This window comes from Paraburkholderia hospita (genome assembly GCF_002902965.1).
Taxonomy (GTDB): Bacteria; Pseudomonadota; Gammaproteobacteria; order Burkholderiales; family Burkholderiaceae; genus Paraburkholderia; species Paraburkholderia hospita.
The window spans coordinates 3,652,029-3,671,011 of the sequence record NZ_CP026105.1 but is presented as its reverse complement, the minus strand read 5'-3'; the positions used below and the strand labels follow the sequence as shown (position 1 = coordinate 3,671,011).

The window sequence follows — 18,983 nt, the reverse complement described above, 5'->3', positions numbered from 1 at the left end:
GTGAAGCCGATGCACGTTTGCCGAAAATGAAAAAGCCGCCGCGTTCGACACGCAGCGGCTTTTTTTCACCGGCAATCCGGACTTAGTGACCTTTGAACAGGTTCATGATGTCCTCCTTCTCCTGCGCGCCGACCTGGGCTGGCGCGCCGCTTGCCGCGCCGCTCGCTTCGGGAGGCGGCAGCGTCACCCCGACCGTCGACACGAAGCCGTTGCCCGGCGTGAAGTCGTCGAAGTACAACTCGTCGCTGATCGATACGACGTCTTCCGGCATCGGCATCTTGTACTCGGGCACGCCCTTGAGCGCGCGTCCCATGTAGTCGATCCACACGGGCAGCGCGAGCCCGCCGCCCGTTTCCTTGTCGCCGAGACTGCGTGGGCTGTCGTAACCCATCCACGCGATCGCGCAAAGCGTGTGCTGATAACCGGCGAACCACGCGTCGCGCGAATCGTTGGTGGTGCCCGTCTTGCCCGCGAGGTCCGTGCGCTTCAGGACGTTCGACTTCGCGCCCGTGCCGCGCTGTGCGACGCTCGTCAGCAGGCTATTCATCACGTACGCGTTGCGCGGCTCGATTGCGTGCGGCGCGTTGCTGCCCGCGACGAGTGGGTCCGCATGCGCGACCACCACGCCGCGCTGATCGGTGACTTCGGCGATCAGATACGAATTCACGCGATAGCCGCCATTCGCGAACACCGAGTAGCCAGCCGCCATCTGCAGCGGCGTGACGAGGCCTGCACCGAGCGCCATCGGCAGATACGCGGGGTGACGTTCCGCATCGAAACCGAAGCGCGTGATGTACTGCTGGGCGTACTTCGTGCCGATGTGGTTGAGGATGCGGATCGACACGAGGTTCTTCGACTTCTGCAGCGCGGTGCGCATCGACATCGGGCCATCGAAGCCGCCACCGTAGTTTTTCGGCTCCCACGCCTGGCCGCCTGTTTCAGCTGCGCTGAAGAAGAGCGGCGCGTCGTTGATGACGGTTGCCGGTCCCAAACCCTTTTCGAGCGACGCCGAATAGATGAACGGCTTGAAGCTCGAACCCGGCTGACGCCATGCCTGCGTCACGTGATTGAACTTGTTCTTGTTGAAGTCGAAGCCACCGACGAGCGCACGGATCGCGCCGTCCTGCGGCACGACGGACACGAACGCGCCTTCGATCTGCGGCAACTGCGTGATCGACCAGTTGCCGTCGTCGTTCTTCACGATACGAATGATCGCCCCCGGCCGCACGCGCTGGTTCGGCTGCGCGCGTGCGCTCAGCGCGAATGTCGCGTAGCGCAGCCCGTCGCCCTGGATCGTCACGGCGTTGCCATCGATCAGCGTCGCCTGCACCTGCTTCGGACTGGCCGACGTCACCACGGCCGCGATGATCTCGCCGTTGTCGGGATGCTCGAGCAATGCGTCGTCGATGGCCTGCTCGCGTTCGTCCGCGTCGGCGGGCAAATCGATGAACGCTTCCGGACCGCGATAGCCGTGACGCCGTTCGTAGTCCATCAAGCCTTTGCGCAGCGCCCGGTATGCGGCGTCCTGGTCGGCGGAATCGATGGTCGTCACGACGTTCAGGCCGCGCGTGTACGCCTCTTCGCGGTACTGTGCGTACATCATCTGCCGCACCATTTCCGCGACGTACTCCGCGTGCACGCTGAACTCCTTGCCCGCGCCCTTGACGATGAGCGGCTGGCGGCTCGCCGTGTCGTACTGCTCCTGCGTGATATAGCCCAACTCCAGCATGCGCTGAAGGATGTATTCCTGACGCACCTTCGCGCGCTTCGGATTCACCACCGGGTTATATGCGGACGGCGCCTTCGGCAGACCGGCGAGCATCGCGCATTCGGCCAGCGACAGGTCCTTCAGGTCCTTGCCGAAGTACACCCGCGCCGCGCTCGCGAAGCCGTACGCACGCTGGCCGAGATAGATCTGATTCATGTACACCTCGAGAATCTGATCTTTGCTCAGCTTCGATTCGATCTTGTACGCGAGCAGCATCTCGTAGATCTTGCGCGTGTAGGTCTTCTCGCTGGACAGGAAGAAGTTGCGCGCAACCTGCATCGTGATCGTGCTCGCGCCCTGCGTTGCATGGCCGTTCGTGAGCGCGACTACGCCGGCGCGTGCGATACCCATCAGATCGACGCCGCCGTGATCGTAAAAGCGCGCGTCTTCGATGGCTAGCACTGCCTTCTTGAGATTGTCCGGCACCTCGCGCATGTGCACGATGTCGCGCCGCTCTTCGCCGAATTCGCCGATCAGCACGTGATCTGCCGTGTAGATGCGCAGCGGCACCTTCGGACGATAGTCGGTCAACGCGTCGAGCGAAGGCAGATTGGGCGTGGCGACGACCAGCGCGTAACCCAGCACGAGCAAGACGCAGAGGATCCCGGCGAAGATCAGCCCGACGAAGCCAAGGATGATCTTCAGCCAGAGCGGACGCTTGCGCTTCTGCGGTGCTGGAGGCGGTGACGTAGGAGTCGTGGATTGCATATGAACACCAGAAAACGGTCCCGCGATTATAGCCGCCCGACCCGGCAGCTTTCGGCGTGCTTACGGCCGACGCAATCGCACGGCTATGAGAACACTGTAGTGCCTTTGATTGTCGCCGGATATCAGTTACCCGACCATTAGCCATTCGGCTGAATGTCGCTTGCGTGTCGCGCTGCGCAGAATGCCTTCCGTTGCCCGCGTTCTCTGGAAGCCGCGGGCCTTCAGTTTCCGTTGGTATCTGAGGGAGGAAGGAATGGCGTTGAAACACTCGTTTCGAATGGCAATGCGGCGTCAGGCAGTCGGCATCGATGTCGGCGTGCAAGCGGTGAGGATCGTGGCGCTGAGCTGCAGCGCGCGAAAGATGGGACCCGTGCGCATCGGCATTGCTTTGGAGCCACTCGCGCCGGGCGCGATGGCAGGCGCGGAGATCGTGGACCGGCAAGCGGTGGCGCGCGCGTTGTCCGAGGCATTCTGCCATGTGCCCCAGCAATGCATGTCGGCGGCACTGCGTTGCGCAATGGCGATTCCGGGTTCCGCGACCTTCACGGCGCATCTGCCCGTTAACCACGCGAGCAGCCCGCATGGTTCAGCCGCGTCAATCGAGCCTACGGTGCTGATGGAAGCCGAGCGCGTCGCGGGCATCGAGCGTCATGCGCTCGCCGTCGACTGGTATGTCGACGAGTCGCCGCCGCATCTTCGCACGGTGTCGATTGCCGCGACGGCGCGCGAGCATCTCGAAGCACGCATCGAAAGCGCAGCGATGGCGGGCGTGACGCTGACAACCGTCGACGTCGAGCCGCATGCGGCGTTGCGCGCGCTGCGTCACGCGGCGACCTTCGAACTCGAACTGCACGAACCGTATGCGGCGATCTGGATCGGCAGCGATGGCGTGTACGGCTGGCGCGTCGAAGGGGAAACAATCGCGGAAGAAATCCGTTATCCATCGCCCGAATATTCGTGCGTCGCCGACGCGTTGCGCGATCTCGCGGAAAACAACCTGAACGTGTGCGCGCTGGTGGGCGGCGAAATCGAACTGCTCGAAGGCGTGTGCTTTTCGCTTGCCGATATCGGTGATGTGCTGGACTGTTCCGTGTTGCCGTTCGATTGTTCGTCGCTCAGCGACGGCAACGTGATACCCGACTCGGATCTGTTGCATGAGCCTTCGTTCGCGGTTGCGTTCGGTCTTGCATTGCGCGGCATTACGCAATGACCTTCGCCCACGGTTTCAATCTGTTGCCGCACCGGCAGCGCGATGCGCGGCTCGCGCGTCGGCGCCGCTATGTCGAATGGACGAGTGCGACGCTGTGTGGTTGCGCCGCTGTGGCGTTGCTGATGACGTGGCAGGCGTTCGAACGGGCGCGTATCGACAGAGAGCGCGCGGCGATCGGGCAACGCCTTGCTGTGCTGGCACCACCGCTTGCCGAGCACACACGGCTTGTCGGTGAGGCACGCGACGAGCGCCTGAGGAGCGAGCACGCCGCGACGCTTTCCGAACCGCTCATGCACTTGCTCGATCTGCTCGATGCGTTGAGCCGGGAGTCGTCCGAGGCTGTCGTCGTCAGGCAGTTGCGGCAACGCGGGCGCGATACGGAACTGCTTGCCGCGTCTTCCGATCATGCAGCGTCGCGCCGATGCCTTTGAACTGGACCTCGGCCGACGACATACGCGTGATTTCGCAGCTCGCGGCACGCAACGACGTGACGTTGCTCGTAATCGAGCCGGGCGTCGTCACGGGCAGTGGACTCGACGCCATGCGTCCGCTGCACGTGACGGCTCAAGCCGACTTCGACCATGTCGCCGATTTTTGGGAAGGGCTTGCGAGTTTGCCGGTCCTCGTCGTGCCTGAAGAAGTGATGCTCAAGCGTCAGGGCGAGGCCTTGTCAATCAACGCGACGCTGCATTCGTTCAGCGCGGTTCATCCCGTGCGGAATGCCGCGTGTCGAACGGTGCGTGATGACCCTGACGCGTTCGATCCTGACGAAGAGATCGTCTTCTACGATCCGTTTCAACCTGCGGCGTTAGCGTCGGCCCTGGAGAACGCTTCGTCATCGATGCGGCTGGTCGGGCTTCTGGCCGACCGCCTGCGCGGTCTCGCGCTGATCGAAACGGGCGACAACGCAGAGACGCTCGAACCAGGACAGCGGTGGGGCGACGAGCGGGTTGCGCATGTCGACGCACGCGCCCCCACGCTTGCAAAGCGCGATGGCAGCGTGTATTCGCTGACGCTCGCGGAGGCTGTCGAATGATGCGGCTCAACGTCATGCGTTCGATGCTCGTGTGTGCTGCTTTCGTCGCCATGGCGGCGCGTGCATCGTTGCCGCCGCTTCCCGCCGACATGCCGTTCGACGACGCGCTTACGCCCGCCGGCAGGCCGCCGTTGCCTCGCGTGGTTACGACGGACGTCGCCAATCCGTTCACGCCGGATGGAACCGACGAAGCCGCCGCGCCGGGGCGCGACGCAGACGCATCGGCGGATGCGGCGCAACCGTCTTCCACCGCACGCAACGAAGCCGAACCGAAACGCCAGGCGAAGCGCGCACGGATGCGCTCGAAGGCCCGCCCGTCCCGCTCGCGCCCGCCGCGCGTCTGAGCACGAACGCCTCGCCGTCGTTTCCCGCCGACATGCCGATCACGCTGCATTTCCAGCACGCCGAACTGGGTGCCGTGCTGGGCGCGTTCGCGAAGTTCACCGGCCTGAATATCGTCGCCAGCGACAAGGCGCGCGGCGCGGTCACGCTGCATCTGGACAACGTACCGTGGCGCGCCGCGTTCGATACGCTGCTCGACGTCAACGGCCTCGCGATGGAACAGCGCAGCAACGTGATCTGGGTGGCGCCGCTGTCCGAACTGGCGGCGCGCGAGCGTCAGCGCTTCGAGGCGCACGCCCGTGCCGCCGAACTCGAGCCGCTCGCCAGCCGCACTTTCGAGCTGCACTACGCGCACGCAGAAGAACTGCGCAAACTGCTGACGGCATCGGGCAATCAGCGTGTGTTGTCCAAGCGCGGCGCGGCGATGGCCGACCCGCGCACCAATCTGCTGTTCGTCACCGATCTCGACGCGCGCCTCGCGCAGATCGCGGAACTGATCGCATCGCTCGACCGGCCGACGCGTCAGGTGCTGATCGAAGCCCGCATCGTCGAAGCGGAGAAGGGCTTTTCGCGCAATCTCGGCGTGAAGCTATCGATGCTCGCCACGAACGAGGACGGCAAGGCGACAGGCGTCGTCGGCGGCAAGGACGGCGCGATCTTCGATCTGTCGGCGCGGCCAATTTCGGGCTTCGACGCGGCCACGGCGGGCTTCACGCTGTTCGCCGCGCAGGCGACGCGCCTGGTGAACATCGAACTGAGCGCACTCGAAGCGGAAGGGCTCGGGAGGATCGTGTCCCGCGGGTGGTGACGGCGGACCGGATGAAGGCGATCGTCGAGCAGGGCACCGAGCTGCCGTATCAGGCGAAAGTCGGGCAGGGCTTGTCGGGCGTGCAGTTTCGCCGCGCCAGCCTCAAACTGGAGGTCGAGCCGCAAATCACGCCGGACGGACGGGTCGTGCTGGATCTCGACGTCGCGAAGGACAGTGTCGGCGAGCAGACGGCGTCGCGGCCCGCCATCAACACCAAACATGTGCAGACGCGCGTCGAGGTGGAAGACGGCGGGACGGTGTCGATTGGCGGAATCTACGAGTCGGACGACCGCGATGATGTGACGCGCGTGCCGCTCCTGGGCAAAATACCGCTTTTGGGCGCGCTTTTTCGGCATCGCGCCCACCGCGATCTGACCAGCGAACTCGTCGTTTTCATCACGCCGAGGGTTGTGCAGACAAATTGACGGATCGTCGGGAAATTGCCATGGGCGGGGGCCGAAAGCATGATCGGCGGCAGCCGCGCCGGCCGTCAGGCTCGACAAGTCAGGCGCTTTGCCAGTAAGCTGCCGCACGAACTACACCGGATTAGCCAGAGGATAAGTTGCAACCGCGGGACGCACACGCCAACGTTTTTTTTGTAGGGCTCATGGGGGCAGGCAAGACCACCGTGGGCCGGGCCGTGGCGCGCCGGCTGGATCGCCCGTTCTTCGACTCCGATCATGAAATCGAGGTGCGCACGGGCGCGCGCATCCCGGTGATCTTCGAACTCGAAGGCGAATCGGGCTTTCGCGAACGCGAGGCGCAAGTGATCGCCGACCTTACCGGGCGCGAAAGCATTGTGCTCGCCACGGGCGGCGGCGCGGTCTTGCGCCCGGAAAACCGCGACGCGCTGCGCGCACACGGCATCGTCGTCTATCTGCGCGCCAATCCGCACGATCTCTGGCTGCGCACGCGCCGCGACAAGAACCGGCCGCTTCTGCAGACCGAGGACCCGAAAGGGCGCCTCGAAGCGCTCTATGAAGTGCGTGATCCGCTCTACCGCGAATGCGCCGATTTCGTGATCGAAACGGGCCGTCCGTCCGTCAACGGGCTCGTCAACATGGTGCTGATGCAGCTCGAGATGGCGGGCGTCGCCAGGCCTACTGCGTCATAATGACGAGATGACTTCCATGATTACCGTCAACGTCGAACTGGGCGAACGCGCCTATCCCATTCATATCGGCGCCGATCTGATCGGCAAAAGCGAGCTGTTCGCGCCGCATATTCGCGGCGCGTCGGTGACGATCGTCACCAACACGACGGTCGATCCCTTGTACGGCGACACCTTGCGCAAGGCGCTCGCGCCGCTCGGCAAGGACGTGACGACGGTCGTGTTGCCCGACGGCGAGGCGCACAAGAATTGGGAAACGCTGAATCTGATCTTCGACGCGCTGCTTGGCGCGCGGGCCGATCGCAAGACCACGCTGATCGCGCTCGGCGGCGGCGTGATCGGCGACATGACGGGTTTCGCGGCCGCTTGCTACATGCGCGGCGTGCCGTTCATCCAGGTGCCGACCACGCTGTTGTCGCAGGTCGATTCGTCGGTTGGCGGCAAGACGGGCATCAACCATCCGCTCGGCAAGAACATGATCGGCGCGTTTTACCAGCCGCAAGCGGTGATCGCCGATATCGGCGCGCTGCGCACGCTGCCGCCGCGCGAACTGGCGGCGGGGATTGCGGAAGTCATCAAGACGGGCGCGATTGCCGACGCAACGTTTTTCGACTGGATCGAAGCGAACATCGAAGCGCTCAACCGCTGCGAGCCGCAAGCGCTCGCCGAAGCGGTCAAGCGGTCGTGTGAGATCAAGGCTTCCGTGGTGGCTAAGGACGAGCGCGAAGGCGGTCTGCGCGCAATCCTCAACTTTGGCCACACGTTCGGTCACGCGATCGAAGCGGGTCTCGGCTATGGCGAGTGGCTGCACGGCGAAGCGGTGGGCTGCGGGATGGTGATGGCGGCGGACCTGTCCGTGCGACTCGGCCATCTGGACGAAGCCGCGCGCAAGCGGCTCGTTGCCGTCATCGAGGCTGCGCATCTGCCTACTCAGGCGCCTACGCTCGGCGCGGCGCGTTACGTCGATCTGATGCGCGTCGACAAGAAGGCGGAAGCGGGCGAAATCAAGTTCATCCTGCTGAAGCGTTTCGGCGACACACTGATCACCCGCGCCCCCGACGAGGCGGTGCTCGAAACCCTCGACGCCAGCGTCGGCACCTGACGCGACGCGAAGCGGCCTGACACAGCGCACAGCGGCCGTCGCATCTGATTGGGAGATATCGGTGAGTGAAATACGCAGCGACCATCTGAGCGAATCACTCGACGCCGCTTCTGTGACGCCCACTACAGGCGTCGTATCGCTGCCCACCATCGCCGCGCTCGAAGCGCATCTCGCGCCGTACGCCGCGCATTCTTCGCAATCGCGCGGCCGGCGCCATCACGAAGCGCCGCCAAGCGCGCGCACCGAATTTCAGCGCGACCGCGACCGCATCGTCCATTCGACCGCTTTCCGAAGGCTCGAGTACAAGACGCAGGTCTTCGTGAATCACGAGGGCGATCTGTTCCGCACACGGCTCACGCACAGTCTCGAAGTCGCGCAGATCGCGCGTTCTGTCGCGCGCAATTTGCGCGTGAACGAAGATCTCGTCGAAGCGATTTCTCTGGCGCACGATCTCGGGCACACGCCGTTCGGCCATGCAGGGCAGGACGCGCTCAATGAATGCATGCGCGACTACGGCGGCTTCGAGCACAATCTGCAAAGTCTCGCCGTCGTCGACGATCTAGAAGAGCATTACGGCGCATTCGACGGCCTGAATCTGTGCTTCGAAACGCGCGAAGGCATCCTCAAGCATTGCTCGCGCGAAAACGCGCGGCGTCTCGGCGAACTGGGCGAGCGTTTTTTGCAAGGGCGGCAACCGTCGATCGAAGCGCAGATCGCCAATCTCGCCGACGAAATCGCATACAACAATCACGACGTGGACGACGGTCTGCGCTCGGGATTGCTCACAATCGATCAGCTCGCCGAAGTCGAGCTATGGCACACGCATTACGACGCAGCGCGGCGCGACTATCCGCAGATCGAGGGACGCCGGCTGATTCACGAGATCGTGCGGCGAATCATCAACACGCTAATCGTCGATCTGATCGACACGACCACGCGCAACATTGCGCGGCATGCGCCCGGGTCGCTGGACGACGTGCGCCGCGCGCCGCCGCTGGTCGCGCACAGCGACGCCGTCGCTGCGCAAGCGACGGAACTCAAGCGGTTTCTGTTCAAGAACCTGTACCGCCACTATCGCGTGATGCGGATGGCAAACAAGGCGCAGCGCGTGATCGCCGGTTTGTTCGACGCGTTCATCAACGATCCTCGCCTGCTGCCGCCCGCTTACCAAACGACAGACGCAGCGAAGCAGCCACGTCTCATCGCGCATTACATCGCGGGCATGACGGACCGGTACGCGTCGAAGGAATACCAGCGGCTGTTTATCGTCGATGGCGATTGATGCGGTGATGCGCGGGAGATCCCACCTCTAAACCGCGCAACCCGCGAGGTCAACAGTCTGCGCAACGGCGCAACCGCGCACGAACGGTCCGACGCTCGCCTCGAGATAACTGAGGAAGCGGCGCGCAAACACGCGCCGCGTCCGTCTTACACAGCGATCCGAGGTCCAGCCGCCGCGGGCTGGCCGCTTGCCCAGCCCGACGCCCTGTGCGTCAGCGTGAACCGCCTCGCGCAATCAAGGCGCCTGCGATCAGCGCAACGCCACCAACAATGGCGAGCGTCCGCCACGGATTTTCATGGATGTAATCGTCGGCACCGTGCAATGCCGCTTCGGCGCGCTCGCGCATCGCATCGCGTGTGTCGTTCAGACGTGTGCGCGCTTCGTCGAGACGCTTGCGCATCTGCGTGCGCAGCACCGTGGCGTCGGCTTGCGTGCCGTCTCCGAGCGTGTTCTCGAGTTCGGTCATCAATGTGCGCAGTTCGCTTGCAATATCTTCAGCCGCGTGTCGACTGTGGCGCGCAATGCGCCGCGCACGACGGCCAGCCGTGGTCCAGGATTCGCCCAGGGCATCTCGCGTGTTAGGAAGTGCAGTCATGGTCGCTCCGTCGATGAGGGTAGTTGAATATCCCCGCAACACAGCGCGGGAAGTTTCCTCTGACGCAACTTCGATGCCCGCCCTGCGACATGATTCGCACCGACGTTCCCATTGGACCGATGCATGCCGCATGCGGCAGAAATTGCACCGCTGGCGTGCATGTTTCAGTCAAATTTACAATGGCCGACTCGCGCCGGGCGGCGTGTATGGCCGGAATGATGTCGCGATACGCCGGAGACGAAGGCATGCACATACAGGTATCGTGAACGCATCGAACAACGCCGACGCGCTTTTGCACATCGGCGTTGTTCAACCCCGAAAATCTCGTCTACGCTGTTGTGTTAGAACCGGTAACCGAGGTTCACGTACGTGACGATCGGGTTCAGACGAATCTTCGTTTCCGATTGCACGTTGACGGTACCGATCGGCGTCTGCGCCTGGGTGTTCAGCTTGGCGGTCGTCGAGAGCGGCAGATACGAGATCGAGAAGCCCGCGAACCAGTGGTCGGTGAACGCGTACGTGAAGCCGGCATTAAACACGGGCTCCCACGAACTATCCGTCGTGACTGTGGTCGGACCATGAAGTACGTTGCGCTCGAAGGCGCCGTTCGTGATGTGCTCATCGGTGAACGAGACGCGGCTCACGCCCAGGCCCAGATACGGACGGAACTTCGCTTGCGGCTGGTTGAAGTAGTACTTGAACAGCAGCGTCGGGCTCCATTGTTTCGCTGAGCCGAGCTTGCCATATTGCTGGAATGCGCCCGTGCCCTTCAGGTCGAATTGCGGTGGCACGCCGATCACGAATTCTGTGGCGATATGGTCGGTGACGAAATAGCCGCCGGTGAAACCGACGGTGTCGCCGCTGCCGAGTTCGGCGCCCGTGTTGGGCACGGTGATGTTGACGGGCGTACCGTTGACGTTTGTCTCTCTCAACGGGTCACTACTGGACTGAGGCGCGAGATGGAACCATCCTGTTGTAACGAAGAAACTGCCGGCCGATTGCGCGTGCGCTGTGGTTGTTATGCAAGCGAGTGCCGCGACCCCCAAGGCCTGTTTTAATTTCATTTGTGCTCCTCCAAAAAAGGCCCGCCAATTATGACCACAACGTTTCAAACAAACCATACGCGCCGGCTAGAGCGTTCTGCCTAGGCTTTATGCCGTTTTCCGGCAGACCCGTTTGGCGCGTGAGGCCGCGCCGACGCAGTTTTTCGGACCTTCGGGTATGTACCAACGCGACTTTGGATAATCCAGCATGGCACGGCTTGCACGTCTTTATGTCCCTGACCAGCCGCAACACGTGATCCTGCGCGGACTCGACCAGCAGCCCGCATTCGTGGACGACCAGGATTACGAACTGTTCATCGATTGCCTGAAGGCGGCTTCACGCGATCACCATCTGTCCGTTCATGCATACGCGCTGATGCCCGGCGCGGTGCAGTTGCTCGTCACGCCCACCGACGAATCGAGCCTGCCCAAGGCGATGCAGGCCGTCGGGCGGCGTTACGTCGCGCACTTCAATCGCCGTTACTCGCGGCGCGGCACGTTGTGGGAAGGCCGCTATCGCGCGACGGTGATCGAAGGCGAGAAGTACTTCCTGCTCGCGAGCCGCGTCGTCGAAATGTCGCCGGTGCGCAACCAGCTGGCGAGCGCACCGGAAGACTACCGATGGTCCAGTTATCGGCATCACATCGGCCTGACCTTAGACAGTTTGATCACTGATCATCGTTTGTACTGGTCGCTCGGCAATACGCCGTTCGAACGGCAGCGCGCGTACCGCGAATTGTGCGAGCAGCCGCTCGACGAACGCGAAGCCAGCCAGCTTCAGCAGGCCACGTTGAAGGGCTGGGTGCTCGGTAGCGATTCGTATCGGGAGTGGGCGGCGCGGGCTGCGAACCGGCGCGTCTCGCCCTTGCCCAGGGGCCGGCCGCGCAAGGTCCGGGAGACGCCACAAACCCAATAAGGCCTTTGTGCTCAATGACTTGCTGGCGAAAGTAGAAAGCGAACGGCATCCACGCATGCCGTTTTCTTTTGCCCCGTTTTGATGTGGAGCCAATTAATGGGGCGAAAAATGCACCATATTGATAATAGGGGCTCGACCATTATATTTTGTTTGCTATTCCTTTGATTCGTCGCGTATATTCCGATTTCCGGCGTCCCGATGTGCAACTGCAATATCGCGCGTCCGCGGCCGCCCGCGCGGTCGAAGTCCGCACCGCGGGCTAAAACAAAATGGTTCAACGGCCCCACGGCCCCTGACAGACGGTGTCCCCATGAACGACCATCAGCAGCCGCTTTCCACGGTTCCCGCCGCGCAAGGTCTATATGACCCGGCAAACGAGCACGACGCATGCGGCGTCGGCTTCGTTGCGCATATCAAGGGCAAGAAAAGCCACGAAATCATCCAGCAGGGCCTGAAGATTCTCGAGAACCTCGATCACCGGGGCGCCGTCGGCGCCGATCCGCTGATGGGCGACGGCGCGGGCATCCTGATCCAGATTCCGGACTCGTTCTACCGCGAGGAAATGGCCAAGCAGGGCGTGACGCTGCCGCCCGAGGGCGAATACGGCGTCGGCATGATCTTCCTGCCGAAGGAACACGCGTCGCGTCTCGCTTGCGAACAGGAACTGGAGCGCACGGTGAAGGCCGAAGGCCAGGTCGTGCTGGGCTGGCGCGACGTGCCCGCCGACCACACCATGCCGATTTCGCCGACTGTGAAGGCGAGCGAGCCGCTGATCCGCCAGATCTTCATCGGACGCGGCAAGGACATCATGGTGACGGACGCGCTGGAGCGGAAGCTGTACGTGATCCGCAAGACGGCGAGCCACCGCATCCAGGCGCTCAAGCTCAAGCACGGCAAGGAATACTTCGTGCCGTCGATGTCGGCGCGCACGGTAGTCTACAAGGGTCTGCTGCTGGCAGGCCAGGTCGGCGTGTACTACCGCGACCTGCAGGACGAGCGCGTCGTGTCGGCGTTGGCGCTCGTGCACCAGCGCTTCTCGACCAACACGTTCCCGGCGTGGGAGCTGGCTCACCCGTACCGGATGATCGCCCACAACGGCGAAATCAACACGGTGAAGGGCAACGTCAACTGGCTGAACGCGCGTACGGGCGCGATCGCCTCGCACGTGCTCGGCGACGATCTGCCGAAGCTGTGGCCGCTGATCTATCCGGGCCAATCGGACACGGCGTCGTTCGACAACTGTCTCGAACTGCTCGTGATGGCCGGCTACCCGCTCGTCCACGCGGTGATGATGATGATTCCCGAAGCATGGGAACAGCACACGCTGATGGACGACAACCGCCGCGCGTTCTACGAATACCACGCCGCGATGATGGAGCCGTGGGACGGCCCCGCTGCGATTGCGTTCACCGACGGCCGCCAGATCGGCGCGACGCTCGACCGTAACGGTCTGCGTCCGGCGCGCTACATCGTCACCGACGACGACCTCGTCATCATGGCGTCGGAAGCGGGCACGCTGCTCATTCCCGAATCGAAGATCGTCAAGAAGTGGCGTCTGCAGCCGGGCAAGATGTTCCTGATCGACATGGAGCACGGCCGCATCATCGACGACAAGGAACTGAAGGACAACCTCGCGAACGCCAAGCCGTACAAGAGCTGGATCGACGCCGTGCGCATCAAGCTCGACGAAATCGAGCCGAACGCGGAAGACGTCGTCACGGAGCGCCGTGAAGCGGCTGCGCTGCTCGATCGCCAGCAGGCATTCGGCTACACACAGGAAGACCTCAAGTTCCTGATGGCGCCAATGGCGCAGGCAGGCGAAGAAGCAGTTGGCTCGATGGGCAACGACTCGCCGCTGGCCGTCATGTCCAACAAGAACAAGACGCTCTATCACTACTTCAAGCAGCTGTTCGCGCAGGTCACGAACCCGCCCATCGACCCGATCCGTGAAAACATGGTGATGTCGCTGGTGTCGTTCGTCGGCCCGAAGCCGAACCTGCTCGACACGAACAACATCAACCCGCCGATGCGTCTCGAAGTGTCGCAGCCGGTGCTCGACTTCAAGGACATCGCGAAGATCCGCGCGATCGATCAGTACACGGGCGGCAAATTCAGCTCGTACGAACTGAACATCTGCTACCCGGTCGCGTGGGGCAAGGAAGGCATCGAAGCGCGCCTCGCGTCGCTGTGCGCGGAAGCCGTCGACGCCGTCAAGTCCGGCTACAACATGCTGATCGTGTCGGACCGCAAGACCGACCGCGACAACGTCGCGATTCCGGCGCTGCTGGCCACGTCGGCGATTCACTCACACCTCGTGCAGCAGGGTCTGCGCACGAGCACGGGCCTCGTCGTCGAAACGGGCTCGGCGCGTGAGACGCACCACTTCGCGCTGCTCGCGGGCTTCGGCGCGGAAGCCGTTCACCCGTACCTCGCGATGGAAACGCTCGCGCAGATGGCAGTGGGCATGAAGGGCGACCTGTCGGCGGAAAAGGCCGTCTACAACTTCACGAAGGCAGTCGGCAAGGGCCTGTACAAGGTCATGTCGAAGATGGGCATTTCGACGTACATGTCGTACACGGGCGCGCAGATTTTCGAGGCAATCGGTCTCGCTGAAGATCTCGTGAGCAAGTACTTCAAGGGTACGGCGTCGAAGGTCGGCGGCATTGGCCTGTTCGAAGTGGCTGAAGAAGCGATCCGTCTGCACCGCGACGCGTTCGGCGACAACCCGGTTCTCGCCAACATGCTCGACGCGGGCGGCGAATACGCGTACCGCGTGCGCGGCGAAGACCACATGTGGACGCCCGATGCGATCGCGAAGCTGCAACACTCGGCGCGCAGCAACTCGTATCAGACGTACAAGGAATACGCGCATCTGATCAACGATCAGACGAAGCGTCACATGACGTTCCGCGGCCTGTTCGAATTCAAGGTCGATCCGTCGAAGGCGATTCCGCTCGACGAAGTCGAATCGGCGAAGGACATTGTCAAGCGCTTTGCAACGGGCGCGATGTCGCTCGGCTCGATCTCGACGGAAGCGCACGCCACGCTCGCGGTCGCGATGAACCGTATCGGCGGCAAGTCGAACACGGGTGAAGGCGGCGAAGACGAGAACCGCTATCGCAACGAACTGCGCGGCATTCCGATCAAGAATGGCGACACGATGAAGACCATCCTCGGCGATGAAGTCGTGACCGACATCCCGCTGAAGGAAGGCGATTCGCTGCGCTCGAAGATCAAGCAGGTCGCGTCGGGCCGTTTCGGCGTGACGGCGGAGTATCTTGCTTCCGCGGACCAGATCCAGATCAAGATGGCGCAGGGCGCGAAGCCGGGCGAAGGCGGTCAGTTGCCGGGTCACAAGGTGTCCGAGTACATCGGCAAGCTGCGTTACTCGGTGCCGGGCGTCGGCCTGATCTCGCCGCCGCCGCACCACGACATCTATTCGATCGAAGACCTCGCGCAGCTCATTCACGATCTGAAGAACGCGAATTCGGCGGCGAGCATCTCGGTGAAGCTGGTGTCGGAAGTGGGCGTCGGTACGGTTGCTGCGGGTGTCGCGAAGGCGAAGGCCGATCACGTCGTGATCGCCGGCCACGATGGCGGCACGGGCGCATCGCCGCTGTCGTCGGTGAAGCACGCCGGCACGCCGTGGGAACTGGGCCTCGCGGAAACGCAGCAGACGCTGGTGCTGAACCAGTTGCGCGGCCGTATCCGCGTGCAGGCCGACGGTCAGATGAAGACGGGCCGCGACGTCGTGATCGGCGCGCTGCTCGGCGCGGACGAATTCGGTTTCGCGACGGCGCCGCTGGTCGTCGAAGGCTGCATCATGATGCGCAAGTGCCATCTGAACACGTGCCCGGTCGGCGTCGCGACGCAAGACCCCGTGCTGCGCGCGAAATTCCAGGGCCAGCCGGAACACGTCGTGAACTTCTTCTTCTTCATCGCTGAGGAAGTGCGCGAAATCATGGCGCAACTGGGTGTACGCAAGTTCAACGACCTGATCGGCCACAGCGAATTCCTCGATATGAAGAAGGGCATCGAGCACTGGAAGGCGAAGGGTCTGGACTTCTCGCGCGTGTTCTACCAGCCGAGCGTCCCCGCGAGCGTCGCGCGCATGCACGTCGATTCGCAGGATCACGGCCTCGACCGCGCGCTCGATCACGTGCTGATCGAGAAGGCGAAGGCGGCGATCGAGAAGGGCGAGCACGTGTCGTTCATCCAGCCGGTGCGCAACGTGAACCGTACGGTCGGCGCGATGCTGTCCGGCACGATCGCGAAGAAGTATGGCCACGACGGTCTGCCCGACGACGCGATTCACATCCAGTTGAAGGGCACGGCGGGCCAGAGCTTCGGCGCGTTCCTCGCGAAGGGCATCACGCTGGATCTGGTCGGCGACGGCAACGACTACGTCGGCAAGGGTCTGTCGGGCGGCCGCATCATCATCCGTCCCACGAATGATTTCCGCGGCAAGTCCGAAGAAAACATCATCTGCGGCAACACGGTGATGTACGGCGCGATCGAAGGCGAATCGTTCTTCCGTGGCGTTGCGGGCGAGCGCTTCTGCGTGCGTAACTCGGGCGCGACGGCGGTTGTCGAAGGCACGGGCGACCACGGTTGCGAATACATGACGGGTGGCACGGTCGTCGTGCTCGGCGAAACGGGCCGTAACTTCGCGGCGGGCATGTCGGGCGGTCTCGCCTACGTGTACGACGTGGACGGTTCGTTCGCGGCGAAGTGCAACAAGTCGATGGTCGCGCTCGAACCGGTGCTGCAACAGGCCGAACAGGAGCGCACGGTCGACAAGGCACTGTGGCACATCGGCCAGACCGATGAAGCGCTGCTCAAGGGGCTCATCGAACGTCACTTCCAGTTCACGGGTTCGCCGCGTGCAAAGGCGCTGCTCGAAAACTGGGATGCGTCGCGCCGTCAGTTCGTGAAGGTGTTCCCGACCGAATACAAGCGCGCGCTGGGCGAAATGGGCGCGAAGAAGGCAGCCAAGGAAGTACTCGCGGCCTGATCGTTTCCCGACCCAACCAGACGACATAACGAAGCGCACCAGCCGCGCGCGTGAAAGCGTGCGGCGGACGCCGATCCCCTCACCGATTAGATAGACATAGAGAACCACATGGGCAAGGCAACCGGTTTTCTCGAGTTCGAGCGCCGCCACGAGGCGTACGAAGCACCCCTCACGCGTGTGAAGCACTACAAGGAATTCGTCGCGGCATTGACCGACGACGAAGCCAAGATTCAGGGCGCGCGTTGCATGGACTGCGGCATCCCGTTCTGCAACAACGGCTGCCCGGTGAACAACATCATCCCGGACTTCAACGACCTGGTGTTCCGTCAGGACTGGAAGAACGCGATCGAAGTTTTGCATTCGACGAACAACTTCCCCGAGTTCACGGGCCGCATCTGCCCGGCGCCGTGCGAAGCGGCGTGCACGCTCGGCATCAACGACGACCCGGTCGGCATCAAGTCGATCGAGCACGCGATTATCGACAAGGCGTGGACGGAAGGCTGGGTCGCGCCGCAACCGCCGAAGCACAAGACGGGCAAGAAGATCGCCGTCGTCGGTTCGGGCCCGGCGGGTATGGCGGCTGCGCAGCAACTCGCGCGCGTCGGTCATGACGTGACGGTGTTCGAGAAGAATGATCGCGTCGGTGGCTTGCTGCGTTACGGCATCCCCGACTTCAAGCTGGAGAAGTGGCTGATCGACCGCCGCATGCGCCAGATGGAAGCGGAAGGCGTGACGTTCCGCGCGAACGTGTTCGTCGGCAAGGATCCGCTTCCGGTGCACATCGGCAACACCGCGAAGGAAACCATCACGCCTGAGGAACTGAAAGATCAGTTCGATGCCGTGATTCTGACGGGCGGCTCCGAGACGCCGCGTGATTTGCCTGTGCCGGGGCGTGAGCTTGCGGGCATTCATTACGCGATGGAATTTTTGCCGCAGCAGAACAAGGTCAATGCGGGCGACAAGGTTGCGGATCAGCTGCTCGCGAAGGGCAAGCATGTTGTCGTGATCGGCGGTGGCGATACGGGTTCGGATTGCGTGGGCACGTCGAACCGTCATGGCGCGAAGGGTGTCACGCAGTTCGAACTGCTGCCGCAGCCGCCCGAGGAGGAAAACAAGCCGCTGGTGTGGCCGTATTGGCCGGTGAAGCTGCGCACGTCGTCGTCGCATGAGGAAGGCTGCGAGCGCGATTGGGCTGTTGCTACGAAGCGCTTTGAAGGCAAGAACGGCAAGGTCGAGAAGCTGATCGCGGCGCGTGTCGAATGGAAGGAAGGCAAGATGGTCGAAGTGCCCGATTCCGAATTCGAAATGAAGGCCGATCTGGTGTTGCTGGCTATGGGCTTTACGCAGCCCGTTTCGCCTGTGCTTGAGGCCTTCGGCGTTGATAAGGATGCACGTGGGAATGTGCGTGCTTCCACCGAAGGCGATAAGGCTTATTACACGTCGGTCGAGAAGGTGTTCACCGCGGGTGATATGCGGCGTGGACAGTCTCTCGTAGTGTGGGCGATTCGCGAAGGGCGGCAGTGTGCGCGGTCAGTTGATGCTTATCTGATGGGGCATTCTGAATTGCCGAGGTAAAGGTTTTGGTTTTGGTTTGTCTGCGACGCTGAGTTGTTTGCGCATGCGAGGGCGTTTTTGGTTTGGCGCCTTCGCGGCGCGGGCGGTTTGGTTTTTGCCTTTGCTGCGCTGGCATCTGTCTCTTGGTTTTTGTGTGCTGGCGGCGCCGGTCGGTGTGTCCACCTTTGCGCTGGCATCCGCGTTATGCCTTCGTGCTTCAAGCGTCGCCCCTGTGCGGGGCGGCACCTACTTTTCTTTGCCGCCGCAAAGAAAAGTAGGCAAAAGAAAGCGGCTAACACCGCTCATTCCTGTTCTTGCCTGAGGGCCCCTAACCGGTCCTACGCTGCACACGGCAACTTTCCTGTTCGCGGTCGTTGCCAACGCTTCGAATGAGCGCCTCACCCGCTTCACACACCCGCGTCGCAGCGTGCCGTACCAGATACTCCACGGCCGCCCAGGTGGCAAACTGTGTGTAGGCCGCAGCACCTCACGCG

Annotated in this window: 12 protein-coding genes and 1 pseudogene; 10 read left to right on the top strand and 3 right to left on the bottom strand. The window is 62.9% G+C overall.

Annotated features, from left to right (window positions below; all coding sequences use genetic code 11):
* Positions 1-82 precede the first annotated feature (82 nt).
* A complete protein-coding gene (locus C2L64_RS16655) occupies positions 83-2,476 on the bottom strand; it encodes a penicillin-binding protein 1A (protein ID WP_090836688.1) in 2,394 nt (797 codons plus the stop codon).
* 253 nt (positions 2,477-2,729) lie between these two features.
* On the opposite strand from C2L64_RS16655, the gene pilM reads away from it, so the two are divergent.
* The 7 genes and pseudogenes from pilM (at position 2,730) to C2L64_RS16620 (ending at position 9,367) form a co-directional block, all read left to right on the top strand.
* A complete protein-coding gene (gene pilM / locus C2L64_RS16650) occupies positions 2,730-3,686 on the top strand; it encodes a type IV pilus biogenesis protein PilM (RefSeq protein WP_090836690.1) in 957 nt (318 codons plus the stop codon).
* On the top strand, positions 3,683-4,117 hold the full coding sequence (locus tag C2L64_RS16645) for a hypothetical protein (RefSeq protein WP_244144621.1): 435 nt from the start codon (positions 3,683-3,685) through the stop codon (positions 4,115-4,117). The genes pilM and C2L64_RS16645 overlap by 4 nt, the downstream gene beginning before the upstream one ends.
* A complete protein-coding gene (locus tag C2L64_RS16640; RefSeq protein ID WP_244144620.1) occupies positions 4,108-4,722 on the top strand; it encodes a hypothetical protein in 615 nt (204 codons plus the stop codon). Before C2L64_RS16645 ends, C2L64_RS16640 begins: the two co-directional genes overlap by 10 nt.
* Positions 4,719-6,297 (top strand): annotated as a pseudogene (locus C2L64_RS16635) (type IV pilus secretin PilQ). The gene C2L64_RS16640 and the pseudogene C2L64_RS16635 overlap by 4 nt, the downstream one beginning before the upstream one ends.
* Positions 6,298-6,434: 137 nt before the next feature.
* Entirely contained in the window at positions 6,435-6,986 is a 552-nt protein-coding gene (locus C2L64_RS16630; RefSeq protein ID WP_079483630.1) for a shikimate kinase, read from the top strand.
* A 16-nt stretch (positions 6,987-7,002) separates the two neighbouring features.
* Positions 7,003-8,085, top strand: a complete 1,083-nt coding sequence (gene aroB / locus C2L64_RS16625) for a 3-dehydroquinate synthase (protein ID WP_090836692.1) — start codon at positions 7,003-7,005, stop codon at positions 8,083-8,085.
* Positions 8,086-8,170: 85 nt separating this feature from the next.
* On the top strand, positions 8,171-9,367 hold the full coding sequence (locus C2L64_RS16620; RefSeq protein ID WP_407671771.1) for a deoxyguanosinetriphosphate triphosphohydrolase: 1,197 nt from the start codon (positions 8,171-8,173) through the stop codon (positions 9,365-9,367).
* 211 nt (positions 9,368-9,578) lie between these two features.
* Here C2L64_RS16620 and C2L64_RS16615 read toward each other — a convergent pair whose 3' ends face one another.
* Positions 9,579-9,962: a DUF883 family protein gene (locus C2L64_RS16615; protein WP_007585299.1), complete on the bottom strand. Its 384-nt coding sequence runs from the start codon at positions 9,960-9,962 to the stop codon at positions 9,579-9,581.
* A 341-nt stretch (positions 9,963-10,303) separates the two neighbouring features.
* On the bottom strand, positions 10,304-11,026 hold the full coding sequence (locus C2L64_RS16610; RefSeq protein ID WP_007730737.1) for an OmpW/AlkL family protein: 723 nt from the start codon (positions 11,024-11,026) through the stop codon (positions 10,304-10,306).
* A 187-nt stretch (positions 11,027-11,213) separates the two neighbouring features.
* On the opposite strand from C2L64_RS16610, the gene C2L64_RS16605 reads away from it, so the two are divergent.
* The 3 genes from C2L64_RS16605 to C2L64_RS16595 all read left to right on the top strand — a co-directional run bounded on the left by C2L64_RS16605 (position 11,214) and on the right by C2L64_RS16595 (position 18,510).
* Entirely contained in the window at positions 11,214-11,921 is a 708-nt protein-coding gene (locus tag C2L64_RS16605) for a transposase (protein WP_007585301.1), read from the top strand.
* A 310-nt stretch (positions 11,922-12,231) separates the two neighbouring features.
* A complete protein-coding gene (locus C2L64_RS16600) occupies positions 12,232-16,935 on the top strand; it encodes a glutamate synthase-related protein (protein ID WP_090836696.1) in 4,704 nt (1,567 codons plus the stop codon).
* A gap of 108 nt (positions 16,936-17,043) precedes the next feature.
* Positions 17,044-18,510, top strand: coding sequence for a glutamate synthase subunit beta (locus C2L64_RS16595; RefSeq protein ID WP_007585303.1), 1,467 nt, complete (start codon positions 17,044-17,046; stop codon positions 18,508-18,510).
* Positions 18,511-18,983 lie beyond the last annotated feature (473 nt).